This is a genomic window from Paraburkholderia sp. 31.1, from assembly GCF_014397645.1.
GTDB classification, from domain to species: Bacteria; Pseudomonadota; Gammaproteobacteria; order Burkholderiales; family Burkholderiaceae; genus Paraburkholderia; species Paraburkholderia tuberum.
Genome location: NZ_VZQN01000018.1, coordinates 90,952 through 107,331, shown reverse-complemented (window position 1 = coordinate 107,331; position 16,380 = coordinate 90,952). Strand labels below are relative to the sequence as shown.

At 61.9% G+C, this 16,380-nt stretch carries 12 protein-coding genes and 1 pseudogene; 5 read left to right on the top strand and 8 right to left on the bottom strand.

Annotated elements, in window-relative coordinates:
* Positions 1–436: 436 nt before the first annotated feature.
* Positions 437–2,038, bottom strand: coding sequence for a rhodanese-related sulfurtransferase (locus F6X37_RS16140; protein ID WP_187612021.1), 1,602 nt, complete (start codon positions 2,036–2,038; stop codon positions 437–439).
* Positions 2,039–2,363: 325 nt separating this feature from the next.
* On the opposite strand from F6X37_RS16140, the gene F6X37_RS16135 reads away from it, so the two are divergent.
* Positions 2,364–3,359, top strand: coding sequence for an LLM class flavin-dependent oxidoreductase (locus tag F6X37_RS16135; protein ID WP_090805675.1), 996 nt, complete (start codon positions 2,364–2,366; stop codon positions 3,357–3,359).
* Between the two features lie 129 nt (positions 3,360–3,488).
* On the opposite strand, the gene F6X37_RS16130 is transcribed toward F6X37_RS16135, so the two are convergent.
* Complete coding sequence (locus F6X37_RS16130; RefSeq protein WP_184062059.1) at positions 3,489–4,280, bottom strand: SDR family NAD(P)-dependent oxidoreductase; 792 nt, start codon at positions 4,278–4,280, stop codon at positions 3,489–3,491.
* 550 nt (positions 4,281–4,830) lie between these two features.
* On the opposite strand from F6X37_RS16130, the gene F6X37_RS16125 reads away from it, so the two are divergent.
* Positions 4,831–5,031, top strand: a complete 201-nt coding sequence (locus F6X37_RS16125) for a hypothetical protein (protein WP_187612020.1) — start codon at positions 4,831–4,833, stop codon at positions 5,029–5,031.
* 51 nt (positions 5,032–5,082) lie between these two features.
* Here the strand turns inward: F6X37_RS16125 and F6X37_RS16120 are convergent, their stop codons facing one another.
* Entirely contained in the window at positions 5,083–6,000 is a 918-nt protein-coding gene (locus tag F6X37_RS16120; protein WP_187612019.1) for a LysR family transcriptional regulator, read from the bottom strand.
* A 130-nt stretch (positions 6,001–6,130) separates the two neighbouring features.
* Here F6X37_RS16120 and F6X37_RS16115 point away from each other — a divergent pair, with 130 nt between their 5' ends.
* The gene (locus F6X37_RS16115; protein ID WP_187612018.1) at positions 6,131–7,063 is read left to right on the top strand and encodes a DMT family transporter; all 933 of its coding nucleotides are present in this window, start codon (positions 6,131–6,133) and stop codon (positions 7,061–7,063) included.
* 159 nt (positions 7,064–7,222) lie between these two features.
* Here the strand turns inward: F6X37_RS16115 and F6X37_RS16110 are convergent.
* The 3 genes and pseudogenes from F6X37_RS16110 to F6X37_RS16100 form a co-directional block, all read right to left on the bottom strand.
* Positions 7,223–7,498: pseudogene (locus tag F6X37_RS16110) on the bottom strand (alpha/beta fold hydrolase); the annotation flags it as partial.
* 433 nt (positions 7,499–7,931) lie between these two features.
* Entirely contained in the window at positions 7,932–10,190 is a 2,259-nt protein-coding gene (locus tag F6X37_RS16105; protein WP_187612017.1) for a filamentous hemagglutinin N-terminal domain-containing protein, read from the bottom strand.
* 460 nt (positions 10,191–10,650) lie between these two features.
* Positions 10,651–11,106: a hypothetical protein gene (locus F6X37_RS16100; RefSeq protein WP_262419945.1), complete on the bottom strand. Its 456-nt coding sequence runs from the start codon at positions 11,104–11,106 to the stop codon at positions 10,651–10,653.
* Between the two features lie 43 nt (positions 11,107–11,149).
* Between F6X37_RS16100 and F6X37_RS16095 the strand changes: the two genes are divergently transcribed.
* A complete protein-coding gene (locus F6X37_RS16095) occupies positions 11,150–11,953 on the top strand; it encodes a DUF2971 domain-containing protein (RefSeq protein ID WP_187612015.1) in 804 nt (267 codons plus the stop codon).
* Positions 11,954–11,969: 16 nt separating this feature from the next.
* Here F6X37_RS16095 and F6X37_RS16090 read toward each other — a convergent pair whose 3' ends face one another.
* Positions 11,970–12,986, bottom strand: a complete 1,017-nt coding sequence (locus F6X37_RS16090; RefSeq protein ID WP_187612014.1) for a DUF3800 domain-containing protein — start codon at positions 12,984–12,986, stop codon at positions 11,970–11,972.
* Between the two features lie 491 nt (positions 12,987–13,477).
* On the bottom strand, positions 13,478–14,590 hold the full coding sequence (locus F6X37_RS16085; RefSeq protein WP_187612013.1) for an alpha/beta fold hydrolase: 1,113 nt from the start codon (positions 14,588–14,590) through the stop codon (positions 13,478–13,480).
* Between the two features lie 476 nt (positions 14,591–15,066).
* Between F6X37_RS16085 and glgC the strand changes: the two genes are divergently transcribed.
* A complete protein-coding gene (glgC, locus tag F6X37_RS16080) occupies positions 15,067–16,329 on the top strand; it encodes a glucose-1-phosphate adenylyltransferase (RefSeq protein WP_090803975.1) in 1,263 nt (420 codons plus the stop codon).
* Positions 16,330–16,380: the final 51 nt, after the last annotated feature.

Sequence of the window (16,380 nt, the reverse complement as noted above, 5' to 3'; positions counted from 1 at the left end):
CGCGCAGCGCTAATGGATCGGCTGAGGTCGGCTGAGATGGGCACGCCAAAAGCAAAAAGGCGACGCTGCGTACAGCGTCGCCATGTCGGTCGACAGGATCAACCGGAAGTGACGGCGGCTCATTGGCCGCCTTGCGCGAAGCACCGCGGACGGCGCGCAGCGGTCTGCTCCAGACGAAGCGATGAGCAACCTTGGCTACTCACCTTGCGCCATCGCCGAATGACAAACCGCTGCCTTTTATGGCCGCCCTGGTCCCTCGAAAAGCCTTCCAGATGCCGCTAATTTAAACGCATCGGAGGCTTTCGACGAGAGCGCGTTTACACCGAATTGGCAGAAGATTCGCGCGGCGCAAGCGGGGTGCCGGATGGCCGGCCCCCGGATGGCCGGCCGCCGGATGGCCGGCCCCCGGATGGCCGGCCCCCGGATCGCCGGCCGATCAAATCACACGAAAGCCGTGCGTGCCGTCGCGCGCGAGTTGCGCGACGAGCCCATGCTCCCACTCCAGATACGCGCTCATCGCTTCGCGCGCGTTCTCGGTGCCCTCATACGGCCGCTGATAACGATCGATCCGCGGCGACGCCATCCGCGTCCCGCCCGACTCCACGGGCAGGCCCGCGTCGATCCACGCGATCGTGCCGCCGCGCAGCACCTGCACCGGCCGCCCGGTCGCCGCGGCGAGCTCCGGCGCGACGAAGCGCGCGAGCACGTCGCTGCCGCACGTGAGCACAAAGCGCTTCGCGTCGGGCAGTGTGCGCAGCGCGTCGGCGAGCTGACTGCGGATCACGAACCACGCGCCCGGAATATGCCGCCTCAGATAGTGCGTGCTGCTCGTGAAGTCGAGCACGACGGTTCCCGTCGACTGCAGCAGCGCGGCGAGCTCGGCCGGCGCGATGTCGTCGACGTCGGGCGGCGTGACCGCGTTGCGCGCCAACGGCGCCATGCCCTTCTCGGCGAAATCGGCCGCCGTCAGGCCATCGACCACGTACACCTCTACGTTCATCTGCGCGAGCCACGATGCGGTCATGTTCGCGCGCACACCGTCGCTGTCCGCGAGGATCACGCGCGCGCCGCGCACCGTCACGAACAGGTCGGTTTCCTGCACGAGCTGGCCGCCCGGCGCGCTGCGAAAACCGGGTACATGGCCCGCCTCGTATTCCTCCGGGTTGCGAACGTCGAAGCGATAGACGGTACGCATCGCTTCGTCGGCCCAGCGGCGCGCTTCGTCGCGCGACGTGCGGCGCACGCGCGCCCGGTCGGCAAGCGCGCGCGCGCCGTCTGCCGCGGCGAGACGGGAAGCGTCGTCGACCGCGCCTTCGACACGCCGCGCGCTGCCGTGCGCGAGCGGTTGACCGGCGAGCGTCCAGCCCATCGTGCCGTTGCGCAGCGCGGCCACCGGATTCGGCACGCCCGCGTTGATCAGCGACTGCGCGCCGATGATGCTGCGCGTGCGCCCCGCGCAATTGACGATGATGCGCGTGGCCGGATCCGGCGCGAGCTGCCTGGCGCGCAGCACCAGCTCCGCGCCCGGCACGCTGATGCTGCCGGGGATGTTCATGATCTGAAACTCGTCGAAGCGGCGCGCGTCGAGCACCACGACATCGGCCTCGCGATCGAGCAGCGCCTGCACCTGCTGCGCGGACAGCGACGGCGTATGACGCACGCTTTCGACCAGTTCGCCGAACGCCTTGCTCGGCACGTTGACATCCTTGAACAACTCGCCGCCCGCTTCGCGCCAGCCTTGCAGGCCGCCTTCTAGCAAGGCGACGTTGGTATAGCCGAGTTCGGCGAAGCGCTCGGCCGCACGCCTCGCGAGGCCTTCGCCGGCATCGAACACGACGATCGGCACGGCCGGGCGCGGCAGCCGCAGCGGCGCGTCGAGTTCGAGCCGCGACAGCGGCAGATTGGCGGCGAACAACGGATGACTGCGCGCGTGCGGATCTTCCTCACGCACGTCGACGAGCGCGATCTCCTCGCGGTCGAGCAATGCGTGGGACACGTCTTGGAATGACCGGGTACGAAACTCTTTGACGACATTCATGGGATCGGGAACTCCTTCGCTACATTCCGGATGTCCGGCAACGGGTCGCGTCACCGCACCGATACTTAACCGTACACTCGAATTCCGATCGGCGCACGGTCACTCGCTGGATTGCTGATTCGGGCGCACTGCGAATGCCAAGCACCGCCGCGCGAACACGCTACGCACGTGCAATTTCCGCGCCATGGGTCGCGCCTCGGCGCGCCTCATCGGTCCTGCCGACCCTTCGGTCGACAGGGGCATCGCCGCGCCGCCAGCAGAAAAGGCGCCGCTTTGCCACAATGCCCCATCGCGCAAAAGCGCCGCCCATCGCAATCAACAGACAATGATCCCCTTCTCGGTTCTCGATCTTTCGCCGGTCACCGCGGGTGCCACGCCGGCTGACGCGTTCAGGAACACACTGTCACTCGCGCAGCACGCGGAAAAGCTGAACTACAAGCGTTACTGGCTCGCCGAGCATCACAACATGACCGGTATCGCGAGCGCGGCGACCTCGGTCGTGATCGGCTACGTGGCCGGCGGCACGAAGACGATTCGCGTCGGCTCCGGCGGCATCATGCTGCCGAACCATGCGCCGCTCGTGATCGCCGAGCAGTTCGGCACGCTCGCGTCACTGTATCCGGGGCGGATCGATCTCGGCCTCGGCCGCGCGCCCGGCACCGATCAGACCACCGCTCGCGCGCTGCGCCGCGATCTCCAGGCGAGCGCCGAAACCTTCCCCGACGACGTCGTCGAATTGCAACGGTATTTCGCCGAGCCGGTCGCGGGTCAGCGCATTCGCGCGGTGCCGGGCGCGGGCCTGAACGTGCCGCTGTGGCTGCTCGGTTCGTCGCTGTACAGCGCGCAACTGGCCGCGGCGCTCGGGCTGCCGTTCGCGTTCGCGTCGCACTTCGCGCCCGATTACATGATGACCGCGTTGCAGGTGTATCGCACGCAGTTCCGGCCGTCCGCGACGCTGGCGAAGCCCTATGCGATGGTCGGCGTCAATCTGTTCGCCGCCGACACGAACGACGAAGCCGCACGCCTGTTCACGTCGCTGCAGCAGCAGTTCATCAATCTGCGGCGCGGCACGCCGGGACAATTGCAGCCGCCGGTCGAGCGGCTCGACGCGTCGGAGATGGAGTTGAACAACGTCGCGCGTGCGCTCGCCTGCACGGTGCTCGGCGATCGCGACGCAATCCGCGAAGGTCTGCAATCGATCATCGAGCAGACCGGCGCGAACGAGTTGATGCTGACCGCGCAGATTTACGATCACGCCGCGCGGCTGCGCTCGTTCGAGATCGGCGCCGAGGTGCGCGATGAAATGATGGCGGCCCGATAAGCGGTTCGCGAACCGATCGGCGGACACGGCGACGCACGAAAAAAGGGCGGCTCATGGCAAGCCGCCCTTGTCTTTGCACTGAGTTGGGGCCGGTCGTGTGAGAAGTCGGCCCAATGCCTTCGGGGTCTACTAGAAGGCGCTTTTTATAACGCCCCCGTCGGCCCGCAACGCGGCTCCCGTCGTGGCCGACGAAAGCGGACTGGCGATATAGGCCACGAGCGACGCGATTTCCTGCGGCGAACCAAATCGCTTGATGAGCGAGGTGGGACGGACCTTCTCGAAGAACTCTGTTTCGAACGCTTCAAACGATTTGCCGTCGGCCTTGGCAAGGGTCTCCACGAATTCACCCACTCCCCGCGATTTCGTCGGCCCCGGCAGCACGCTATTGACTGTAATGCCCGTGCCGGCAACGGCTTCGGCGAGCCCCCGCGAGACCGCCAGCTGCGCGGTTTTCGTCATCCCGTAGTGGATCATTTCAGCGGGAATCTGCACCGCACTTTCGCTCGAAATGAAAATGATGCGCCCCCAGTTGGCCTGCCTCATCGCAGGCAAAAACAGGCGAGCGAGGCGTACCCCACTCAAGACATTGACGTCGAAGAACCGCTGCCAGTCCGCATCGGGAATCTCTTCAAACGGCTTGGGCTCGAAGATGCCCAGGTTGTTGACCAGAATTTCCACGTCCGGATAGCGTCGCGCGAGCTCTTCTGCTGAAGCGGCGGTACTGAGATCGCCCGCAAATCCCTGCACGTCGCTGCCCGTCTGCGCTTTCAGCTGCGCGACCACGTCGTCCACAGATGACTGGGCGCGGCCGTTCACGATCACACGAGCGCCCTCCTGCGCCAACGTGGTGGCGATAGCGAGACCGATGCCGGCTGTGCTGCCGCTCACCAGTGCGAGCTTGCCTGTCAGGTTCAGGTCCATGGGTGATTTCCTTTCAATGGATGAATTAAAAATGGCGACATCGGAACTTGAACGTCGGATGCCGCCAGGAGGTCCACGTACGTGTAATCGATGCGCCACCATCGACCAGTGAGGCGGTTCGGTCAAGAACGCCTGCGATTCGTTGCTGTCGTTCATGCCTGGACACATCTGCGTGTCCACGGCGCCCGGCAACACCGATTAAGTCAGGATCGGGCGTGGAGCCTCGCTTTCGAACAGGAAAAAGAGTAGATGATCTGACGGAGATGGCCAGGAGCAGCAAAGCGTATATGTGGGGCACGCACATGAGTGGCGGGCGGATAGCGAAGCAGGCAGACCTGAAGTACGTGTAGGAGAAGGAAAGCAAGGCCATGTCAGCGATTTTCCAACTTCGTTTGGCTAAGTGATGGTGGCGCCCAAACTCGCATCATCGCGATTCACGGGGGGATGCGCTCCGCACAGGTCACGCCCGGATGGCATGACATGTGCGTTGTGTGCTGCAAGCAGCCGGCCGCTTAAATGTTTGTACAACCCTCTTTCAAGGAGACACATCATGAACACGCTGACCATCGACGACATCCAGAACACTGCAGAACTTGATCACCAGGAGATGACCAAAATCCAAGGTGGCCGGATGAAACTACCCGGCCAGCACATCGGCTCGATCCTCACGTCCGCCGATGGCGACCCTGTCGGCGTCTATGTCGACGGCGTGCTGCAAAACTCGGTCACCGACGGCTTCTACCACGGCTGACAGCAAAGGAGGCGCGCAGCCCTGCGCGCCCGATGCCGTCGGTGTAGCAGCCTACCTGTCGTGAAGCTGGCTCACCAGGTAATCGATGAGCGCACGTGCTCGAGACGGTAAAAAACGGCTCGACGGATAAAGCAGCCAGACCGGTCCCATATATGTACGGGCCTCGAATTCCCAGTCGGTCAGCACCCGGACAATGTCGCCCCTGGAAATCGCCTGCGCAACAGCAAAATCGGGCAAGCTCGCAATGCCCAGGCCATGCAGCGCAGCATCCAATCGCGCGCCCGCATCATTGGCGATGTATCGCCCCTTCACTTCGACCGACTGTGTCTCAGAATCGCGGCGGAAATGCCATCGATTGTCGTCGACCGTCTCCCCTAGATACATGCATGCATGCCGAGCAAGGTCGTGCGGCTCGGCCGGGGTCCCCCGTTCCGCGAGATAGGCAGGTGACGCGCATAGAACCCATTTGACCGCTCCAAGTCGCCGGGCAGCAAGGCCTGGCGGAGGCGAACGCGTGAGTCGGATCACCATATCGACATCGTCACGTAGCGGATCGACTTCGTGGTCGGCGAAGACCAGATGGACATCCACGTCGGGCCACATGCGCAGAAATTCGGGAACAAGCGGATGGATGACAGATCTCGCAAATGAAATCGGCGCACTGATGCTGACCTTGCCTCGCGGATCACCCGTCACTTGTCCCGCGACGTCGACGGCGCCCGACGCTGCGCCGACCATATCCCGGCAATACCGGTAGATCTGCGCGCCTGAATCCGTCAAACGGATGCTACGGGTCGAGCGCTCAAGCAACCGCGTGCCAAGCGAATCCTCAAGGCGCTTGATCTGCCGACTGACAGTCGACGGTGTACTGCCCAGTTGCCGCGCGGCAATGGAGAAGTTGCCGGCGTCGACAACCCTCGCAAACGTCGCCATGTCGGGTAGCAACGCAAAGAGTTCATTGGGATTCATCGCGACCCTCGCACCCTCACCAGCTATTTGTGCATCTCAAACATAAAAGATGTTCCACTGACCCGGATTATATTTGTCAATGCAATACCCGACAATTTGGGCCGTTCGAATGAAAAACAGAAGGTCCGTCATGTCGAAGCAAAAGAGCCCGTTATGGATATCCGACCTGATGCTGCTTGCGGTCGCGATGGTGTGGGGCACCAGTTATGGGGTCGTGAAAGGCGCGCTCACGATCTATCCCGTGCTCGGTCTGCTGGCGTTGCGCTTCGGGCTGACGTTCCTCGTGTTGTCGCCGGCGTTGCGCTCGCTCCGACACGTCAAAGCGTCCGCCTTGCTGGGTGCGCTCGGCTCCAGTGCAATCCTGCTCGGCATCTTTTTGGCCGAGACTTTCGGGATAGCGCACACACGCGCGTCGAATGCGGCGTTCCTTATCAGTCTGTGTGTCGCGCTTACGCCGCTGGTCGAATGGGTGTTGTTACGACGAAAGCCGTCGAGTGGCGAATGGATCGCCGTGGGCCTGTCGCTGACGGGCGCCGCGTTCGTGAGCGCAGGCGTGATCATTCCGACCGCGGGCGACGCGCTGATTCTTCTTGCGGCGTTACTGCGTGCGCTGATGGTGTGCGTGACCAAGCGTGTGATGCGCGAATCGGAACTTGCTCCGCTGTCGGTGACGGCGGTCCAGGCAGGCGTCGTTGCATTGGGCAGTGTCCTGGCGGCGTTCGTGCTGCCGTCACAACATTGGGATGCGCTGCCGTCGCTCAGTGGGCACGGTGACTTCTGGGCGAGCATCGCTTACCTCGTGCTCGCCTGTACGTTGTTCGCTTTCTTCGCACAGAACTTTGCCGTCAAGCGCAGCAACCCAACGCGCGTCGCTTTGCTGATGGGAAGCGAGCCCGCGTTCGGTGCGCTATTCGCATACGTATGGCTCGGTGAGCATCTTTCTGGCTGGGCATGGTTTGGCGGAGGTCTGATGGTACTTGCATCGGTGCTGGCGGCGGTTCCGTTTAAAAGGGACGCCAACGCGGCGCTTGAAATGCATCCCGCTACTTCGGTTGACGGTTAGGCTGTCTTCAGGGCGCAAGCAGTTCCTGGCCGACTAGAGCCTGTCCGCAAGCGTCCTCCGTGGAAATCCGCGAAGGGCCATAAAGTAGCTACCAGGACGTTTCGCCTGGCGGTGAACGACGCAGGAGTACGGTAGCGGGACAGAAAGCCGTTTGAACGCTCAACGATTGGTCGGCACCGCCGCGAGTCCATCGAGCAGTGCCCGATGAAACGCTTCCGGGTCCTGCATCTGCGGCGCGTGACCGAGCCCCGCGAACTCGACCAGCGTCGCATGGAGAATCGCCTTCGCGGCCGCGCGGCCCAATTCCGGGTAATGGCCGAGCTTCGCGCGCACCTCGGGCGGCGCTTTATCCTTGCCTATTGCCGTCGTGTCCTTCTGGCCGATCAGCAGCAGCGTCGGCATGCTGAGGTGCCCCAACTCATAAAAAACAGGTTGCGCACAACGGTCATCACAATAGACTTTTCGCCGATGTCCCCAAAATCCCTATCCCATAAGGCTTTGAGCGGAATACAGGTGTGCCAGAGGCAGCAAAATGCTTGTTCGCGGATCTCCCGGGAAAGGCGCTTCCAGACCCATCTCGGCCGCTCGCGCTTTCGCCGACCGAATGGCGGTTTGCGGAGTACCTCGGTCGTCCAATTGATCGGTGTCAGGCGGATAGTTGGCCGGATCTGCTTCGCCAACGAACGTTCGCGAATCCCGGCCATGCGGACGGGTACCAAGACGGCTTTCGGTCGTACGCTCTGCGTGAATCGGTGCATGTCATCCGGAAGGAAGAACGACCACGGCAAGCCGAAACTCGCGAAAAACTCGTCTGCCGCATCGCGAGACGCGTCTGACGCTCATGCAAGCGTCGGTGCGGTGGTATGGCTCACTGCCCGGTGACTTGCCAGGTCAGGACGGGGTGCGTGGCCCCGGGCGGCATCGTCCAGGCGCCACTCGGACCGAAGTCCCAGCCGACAAAACTTGCCGGGGCGCTCATCTGGGCCGTAGTGAGCCCGTTCGATGCTGGCAGGTTGCCGCCGCTCGACGACTGTCCCGTTGTCTGTACGTTCCAGTAGACGTCGCTCCCAATGCCAACGCAGCCGTAGTAGGCGCAGATGCCGCCGACGAAGATCGAGGCCGAACTCACGGGACCCGTCGCGAAGGACTGTGTGATCGTTCCGTGGTCGCCGTTGCTCACCGCGAGTCCTCCTGCGTACCCGAAAACGTTATCTGCGGTGACTGATCCGGTTGTGTATGACTCAGTGATCGTGCCTTCGTTACCGATGACCAGCCCGCCGGCAACACCAGCCCGGACGGTTGCGCTGCTGCCCGAGCGCGCGATCAGCCCGTAGTTAGTGGCGACAAGTCCGGCGAACCAGTCGATTGAATCGCTGGTCTCTGAAACAATGGCCCCGGATGTAAAGACGTTGGCGATCATTCCGTAGTTGTAAACGGCCAGTATCGCGGCGTAGGAAAGATTGTTAGCCGTTGTGCTGACGTTCGACTTGACGTTCACGTCGCGCACGACACCGGTTGCGCCAATCTCACCAAAAATCGCGAAATCGCTCGGCAAGACGTTGGAAATCGTATGCCACATACCGTCGAACTGGCCCGCGAAAATGTACGCGAGTGTTGTGAACGCGACATTGCTCCCATCGATGTCCTTGCCGAGTGCGTAGTTGCCGGCACCATTGTTCGCGATGTTCTGAAGGTCGGTGACCGAATTGACGAGTTGGTAGCCGGTGATCTGCGTCACGAGCCCGCTGTAGAGCGGCGCGCTCCAGGCCGCATTGCCGACAAGCGTGCCGGGGCTGTAACTGCCGTTCATATCGTAGAGCGTGCTGACGATGCCCGTACTTTTCGACCAGTCGATGGTGCCATTGTTGATGACGCTGCCGCCGTTATCGATGCCCGAAGCGTCGGAGCGCAAGGCCAGATTGCCCGCACCATTGTTCGCTATCGTCGTGCCCGTCGTCACGGAGACGTTGTGGTACGCGGCAAGCGTGAGCGAAGCCGGACCGCTCCAGCTCAGGCTCGAAGCAATGCCCAGGTCGCCCGTTGCGCCGTTCGCGCCTGTGGTCGTGACATCGATCGACGTGCCCGCGTTCAGGCTGCGCTGCAACGCGCGCGCGGCGGCATCATCGATCGTGAAAGCGGGCGTCAACAGGTTCCATTGGCCCGCGTGAACGGCTGCATGCCTGCCGAATGCGAGTTGCGCCGCTTGCGTGTCGACCGTTCCGCCGCTGCCATCCGCGTTGCTCGCGGAGATCTTGCCGAGTTGACTGACACGGCCGCCATCGGCGACGAGCCACACGTGGCCATCACGATTCGCCGTGCCCGTCGCGCGGATGCGCGTGCCGCCGCCAGCGAGCGCGTAGACATTGCCGTCGGCGGCCTGCAGGCTGACCTGCGCGGCCTTTATGTGCCCTCTATTGACCACGGTGCCCTGACTGCCCATCTGCACGAACACCTGTCTGCTGCTGCCCGAATCCTGTAACAACACCTGTTCGCCTGCAGCCAGTTCGGCCGTACCGTTGGGCGCTGTGATAGTGCCCGCGTTGATCACGGCGTGTCGCGCAATCAGGAACACATCGCCGCTGCTCGAACTGATCTTGCCGAGGTTGATCACGCTTGCGTTCGGGTCGCCCGACAAGGTGAGGGAACCACCGCCCTGCATGAACGCGGAGTCGCAGACATCGAGCGTTGACGCGACGAAACGGCCACCGGTGCTGATCACGCCCGATGGCCCCACGACGATGCCTTGCGGATTGATCACATACAGGCTGCCCGTCGCACTGAGCCTGCCGAAGATGGCGGACGGCGAGCCGCCCGTCACGCGGTTCAGCGTCGCGCCCGAGCCGTTGTCGAACGTCACGCTGTTGTTCCTGCCGATCGAAAAACTGTTCCACTCGATCACGCCGCGCGTCGAACCCGGTTGCGTGACCACGAGGCCGTCTCCATGGCTTGCTATCGCGCCGGCGCCGGCCACGTAAGTGCCGCCTTGTGGAAGGGTGCCCGCCGCGAGCGCCGCATGGGCAAAGGACAGTCCGGTGATCGAACTGCCGATGACGAGCCACATGCGTGCGTTTGACTGCCGACGATGCAGTGCGCGTCGCGTGCGCCGAGGTAGTTTTGGACGTGACATACCCCCCCCCTTTCCACGTGGGGCGCGGAATGGCTGCCGACGACCCGCAGAGCCGACCGGAAACGCAATAGTCGCAGCGTCTGAAGAATAGCCGCTGGCGTCGCCGACGCATGCCGATATCTCTGCGTTTTGCGCCTTCTTCGCGCTTTTATTCTGTGCGCTTGTGGCCGCCTGGCGTGTACCGGCATCTCCGGATGCTTTTACGAAATCAACGCGAAACTGCGCCACGACGCGACCGGGTTCTGCCAGTCGCCTGTGACACGTGCTGTGGACAGCCTATGGCGATGGACGATACCGGCGCTCGTGTCCCAAAGGCCAAGGACCGTTTGCAATGCGGAGCCAACGTCTGAACGTCTGTCTAACGGGAGGGGCGAATGACGCTTGATGGCCGCGTGCTGCCCGATGCGTTTTGGCTCATGCCGACCCCGAACGGACCTTCGATTTCGTCGAAAGCAGCCGTTCAAGTTGGCCGGCTGGCGGCATTTAGACAGCAGCACTTCCTGGATGAACTGTTCGAACGCCATGTCCTCGGCGGAAGCGGCCCTATCCTGTAGCCGTTCGCCGGTGTTTTCCATTCCTTGGGTGCGAGATCGAGGCCCGTCGTTTCGCGCGCGGAGTCCGCCAGATGCTTGAACGATTCCTCGATATTCAGTTGGCCGTGCATGGAGCGGTACTGGTCGGGTGAAAAATCACGTGTGATGGGCGAACCGAATGCCGACGTATTGAGCGCGACCTGAGTCAAAGGCCGCAGCAAGCCTTGCGGGGCCGACAGGAAAGCATCCTTGATGATGTTGCCACTGCTGCCGTCGGGCAGCGAGAGCGGGGTGGTTTCCTTCAGCGCGGAATTGACCCCGCCGAATACGACATCGCTCATGTCGGCCTTGGCCGTCGCTGCGCGCGAGGCAAGCGCGGCCATCTGCCAAGCGACCTTCGGAATGCCATAGCCTACCGGCACGGAAATGAAGTGGTCAACCTATAATGCGACGAACAGCGCTTACCCAAGATCGCAATCAACTAAAGGCGGGGCAACGGTGGAATTTGCTACGTTTGATTTCTTCAAGTTTAAACCTGTCACGCCGCACCTCATCAAATCTCTGGCAGGTTCGACCATCTGGTGCGCCCAGCCTTCCAGATTGAACGATCCATTCGACTGCCAGATAAACTTACAGGGGTCGTTCGCCCGAGCTGCGGCGAAATCATCCGGCGCGCATAAAAAGTGGCTTGAGCAGTTTCTCGATGATGTTAAGTTTTTTGAAGTGTGGGCAAAGATGTTTGAGCAAGTGGGGGTTTGTTCCTTCTCGCTCAATTTGTATAACTCGCTTATGTGGTCACATTATGCGGACGAACACAAAGGGGTATGCCTGCTTTACCGGTTTTCCGAAAATTTTTTTGCTGATCCGGCCAGCAAAATTATCGGTGTCGATAAGGTTCGCTACGAAGCGGACGTGCTCACTGACTGGCTACTTGATGATCCGCCGACCGATGATCTGTACGAGCTGAGGGTAAAACTCACGGAAATCTACCTGACCGCAAAAGCGCCTGACTGGAGCTACGAGCAGGAGTCGAGAATCGTGCGGTTCAATCATGGTTTGTTCACAATTCCGCGCGAGTCGCTCATACAGATATGTTTCGGTTTGCGGACACCCGAGGCAGACATCGCAAGGATAAAGGAAGCAGTCGGCGAAAGCGGTAGCCAGATTCAGTTTTGTCAAATTGTCCGTGATCCAGCAACCGATTTTGGAATTACCGCTGTCGAACTGTAGCAAGTCACGTGTCGACCTAGTCATCCCTGAGTAGCGGCAAAGCATCACGGGCCATAAGCCGAAGGAGTTTGGCCGCCGACTCGTCCACGTGCCCCGTCTGATCTAGGGAAATCAGGCGAATGGTCGTCTCGTCCCTCAGTGGTTGTAAAAAGTTGGCCCCGAGTGCCAAGGCAACGCGCTCAACATGGTCAAAATTGTGCCGAAGGACGCGTCGAATTCCCGAGGCCAGCAGATCCGCTACCTGAACTCCTGGGGATGAGGTTGAATCAACGTACTTGAAGTCTTCCCGGATCACCTTACCGATATTGACGACGTTGTTATTCTTCGTGTCAACGTCTAGCCCGTACACCTTGCTCAGGTGGTCAGGGGCTTTTCCCTGCTCGTATTCGAATCGCGCAAAGTGACTGTAGTCCTCCCCTTCCAAAGAAATCATTGGATCACGCAAAAACTTGGTTTGCAGCGCTGCGGGCAAGATATCCCGGAAGGCCTTTTCGTATTTGTTTGGCGCCCGACCCTTTTGATCGACCCGCCAACGGAAGTGAGCCAGGCTAACTGGATTACGCTGAACGTAATAAAGCGATGCACCCTTGAGCACAACGTGGAACAGTTCGAGCTGCAGACAGAGCTGTGTGTAGAGTTGAAGCGACAGTGCTTCGAAATTATCGGCGAGGTCTGCAACCGCTTTCTTACCCTCGTCGAAAACCATCAGGTCAATGCGCTCCCGGATTTTCTCGACCTGGCTACGCTGATGCTGAATGATTTCATCATGACGATGGAAACTCACATTGACGCCTACCGCAAATGCGAGCCCGCCAACCTGTCTCAGTTGCGTCAGGAACTTAACGTACGAATCTTCCGAAAGGTTTCCAAGTTTGACCTCCTGAAGATTGCCGTGTGTGCGTCGCACGGACAACATGAGCGCATCGAGTTGTTTCCGGCTGGACTCTGGTAACACATACGCTGCCACCACGCACCATGCGTCCTCCTTATCCGTCAGTACGAACGATCCAGACTCGTCAACAAAAATGAACATCACGTTCCCGTCGAATAAGATTGCAGGAAATCAAGGCTGGGCCATGCTTCGGCCAGCAGACATTTTACGGTGGCCTGGCGGCAAACTAGATTAACTGATGGGAATGCGACTAGTGACTTGCCCGCATTGCTTTGACCTGTACATGCGTATCGGTGCCATGATCGAGAATGCCCGCGACCATCACTGCCCGCTGTGCGTTCACGCCTGCGGCCAGCGCTCACGTCTCAATACGCGACATGTCGTCTTCAGTTGCTGTTCGCAGTTGGATATGCGGTCGCATTTGCTGACCTTGGGCATTGGGAGTATTAGTATTGCCAGATTGTCAGCAATTCAGGCATCCACGTCGAGTGACCGAAACTGGCCGAATACCGCCTGTCCGCAGGCGGCCCTCTCCGGAACGCCGCGACGGACCGCAAAATAGCCCCAGGCAGCTTCGCTTAACGGCGAGCGACGCAGGACTATGACTGCGCGACAGAAACCCACGTGATCGATCAACGGTTTTCCGGCGCCGCTGTCAGCCCCTCCAACAGCGCCTTATGAAACGCTTCCGGGTCCTGCATCTGCGGCGCGTGACCGAGCCCCGCGAACTCGACCAGCGTCGCATGCGGGATCGCCTTCGCGGCCGCGCGGCCCAGTTCCGGGTAATGGCCGAGCTTCGCGCGCACCTCGGGCGGCGCTGCGTCCTTGCCGATCGCCGTCGTGTCCTTCTGACCGATCAGCAGCAGCGTCGGCATGCTGAGCTGGCCGAGCTCATAAAAAACCGGCTGGGTGTAAATCATGTCGTAGAGCAGCGCGGAATTCCACGCGACGATCTGCTTGCCCGGCCCACGATACATGCCCGCGAGCATCTGCACCCACGGTTCGTAGTCCGCGCGCCATTGCCCCGCGTAATAGGTCGCCTGTTCGTAGCGGCGGATGCCGTCCGCGGTGGTCTTCAGCTCCCGCTGATACCACTGGTCGACCGACAGCGACGGCACGCCCTTCGCCTTCCAGTCCTCGAGTCCGATCGGGTTCACGAGCACCAGTTGCTGCGTTTCGCGCGGATACATCAGCGCATAGCGGACGGCCAGCATGCCGCCCGTCGAATGGCCGACCACCGTCACCTCGCCGACGCCGAGCGAATCGAGCAGCGCATGCGTATTGCGCGCGAGTTGCTGGAAGCTGTACTGGTAATGCTCGGGCTTGCTCGATTTGCAAAAGCCGATCTGGTCCGGTGCGATCACGCGATAGCCGGCATCGCTCAGCCGGCGAATCGTCGCGTCCCACGTCGCCGAGCAGAAATTCTTGCCGTGCAGCAACACCACGGTGCGGCCGTTCGCATGCGCGGGCTTCACGTCCATGTAGGCCATCTGCAAAGGCACGCCCTGCGAGGTGAATTCGAAGCGTTCGACCGGCGCCGGGTAGCTGAAGCCCTGCAGCTCCGGACCGTAGGCCGGGCCGGAATCGTCGAGCGAAGACGCGGCCGCGGCGCTCGCGGCGGTCGGGCTCGCCTCGCTGACCGGCACGCCCGCCGGTGTGGCGGCCACCGCGACGGACGCCGCGCACAACATCGCACAGGCGCAGACACTCGACAGGGCAAGCAGGAATGGGCGGTGAAGATTCATCGGGATGCTCTGCAAAAAACGCAATAGGGATGCACGAGGCAGGGAGCGCACGATTCTACGATGCGCCGCCGAACTCCGCCGCCAGTCGCGCACTGCGGGCACGGCACGCGGCCGCGGAGATGTGGCATGCATATTGCGCGTTGTGGGCTCAAGCATCGTCCGGACACGACCTCGTGGCCAATGTGTTGCGCCGCACCGAAAAACGCGCCGTAACAGGCGATCGTTTGAGGATGATCCGCCACGCGGCCCCCGCAATAAACATTATTCGCTCGCGTCCAATCGGTGCTAGAACTGACTGACGGACCCGCGAAAACAGGCAGCGAAGAACGGCAATGCGGCACGACTGCCAGGCAGCCCGAATCATCAGCGCAGAGGAAGCGACCAGATCATCCCCGGGGGTATATCAATCAAGCAACCATCTTGCATGCGGTCGGAGCGAGTGCTGAAGGGCTCACTCCGATCGACAGGAGACAAATATGAATACTCCGGCACGGCTGAACGACTTACAGCGCACTACCCTCGCGATCGTCCTCGCCGGCGGACGCGGTACCCGGCTCGGCCCGCTCACGAACAAGCGCGTGAAGCCGGCGGTGCACTTCGGCGGTAAATACCGGATCATCGACTTCGCGCTGTCCAATTGCCTGAATTCCGGCATCCGCCGCATCGCGGTGGTCACGCAGTACAAGGCGCATTCGCTGCTGCGGCATCTGCAGCGCGGCTGGAGCTTCCTGCGCGGCGAGATGGGCGAGTTCATCGACCTGTGGCCCGCGCAGCAGCGCGTCGAAGGCGCGCACTGGTATCGCGGCACCGCCGACGCGGTGTTCCAGAACCTCGACATCATCCGCTCGATCCGCCCGAAGTATGTGGTCGTGCTCGCGGGCGACCACATCTACAAGATGGACTACACGCGCATGATCGCCGATCACGCGGACAGCGGCGCCGACTGCACGGTCGGCTGCATCGAGGTGCCGCGCATGGAAGCGGTCGCGTTCGGCGTGATGGCGGTCGACGAAAATCGCCGCGTGACCGGCTTCGTCGAAAAACCGGCCGACCCGCCTGCGATACCCGGTCGCCCCGACACGGCGCTCGCGAGCATGGGCATCTACGTGTTCAGCGCCGACTACCTGTACACGCAGCTCGAAGAGAACATCGCCGCGATCGATACCGATCACGACTTCGGCAAGGACATCCTGCCGCGCGTCGTCACGCGGGGCGTGGCGATCGCGCATCCGTTCAGCATGTCGTGCGTGTCGTCGGACCCGAGCGTCGAGCCGTACTGGCGCGACGTCGGCACGATCGACGCGTATTGGGCCGCGAACCTCGACCTCGCGTCGACGATACCGACGCTCGACCTGTACGACGAGTCATGGCCGATCTGGACATACCAGGAGCAGCTGCCGCCCGCGAAGTTCGTACGCGACATGAAGGGGCTGCAGGGCTCGGGCAACAATCTGATCGTCTGCGGCGGCTGCGTGATCTCGGGCTCGCAGATTTCGCGCTCGGTGCTGTCATCGAACGTGAAAGTGAGTTCGTTCTGTAATATCAATGAGGCAGTGTTATTGCCGCAGGTCACGGTCGGCGCGAGTTGCCGCCTGCAGAAGGTCGTGATCGACCGTGGCTGCACGATTCCGGAAGGCACGGTGATCGGCGAAGACCCGGCGCGCGACGCCGAGCGCTTCTATCGCACCGACGAAGGCGTCGTGCTGGTCACGCAGGAGGCGTTGCGCGAGCATCCGTAGTAGCGCGCCCACCGCTGCCCGCGCCGGCGGCCACGCGCCGCCGGCCAGGCT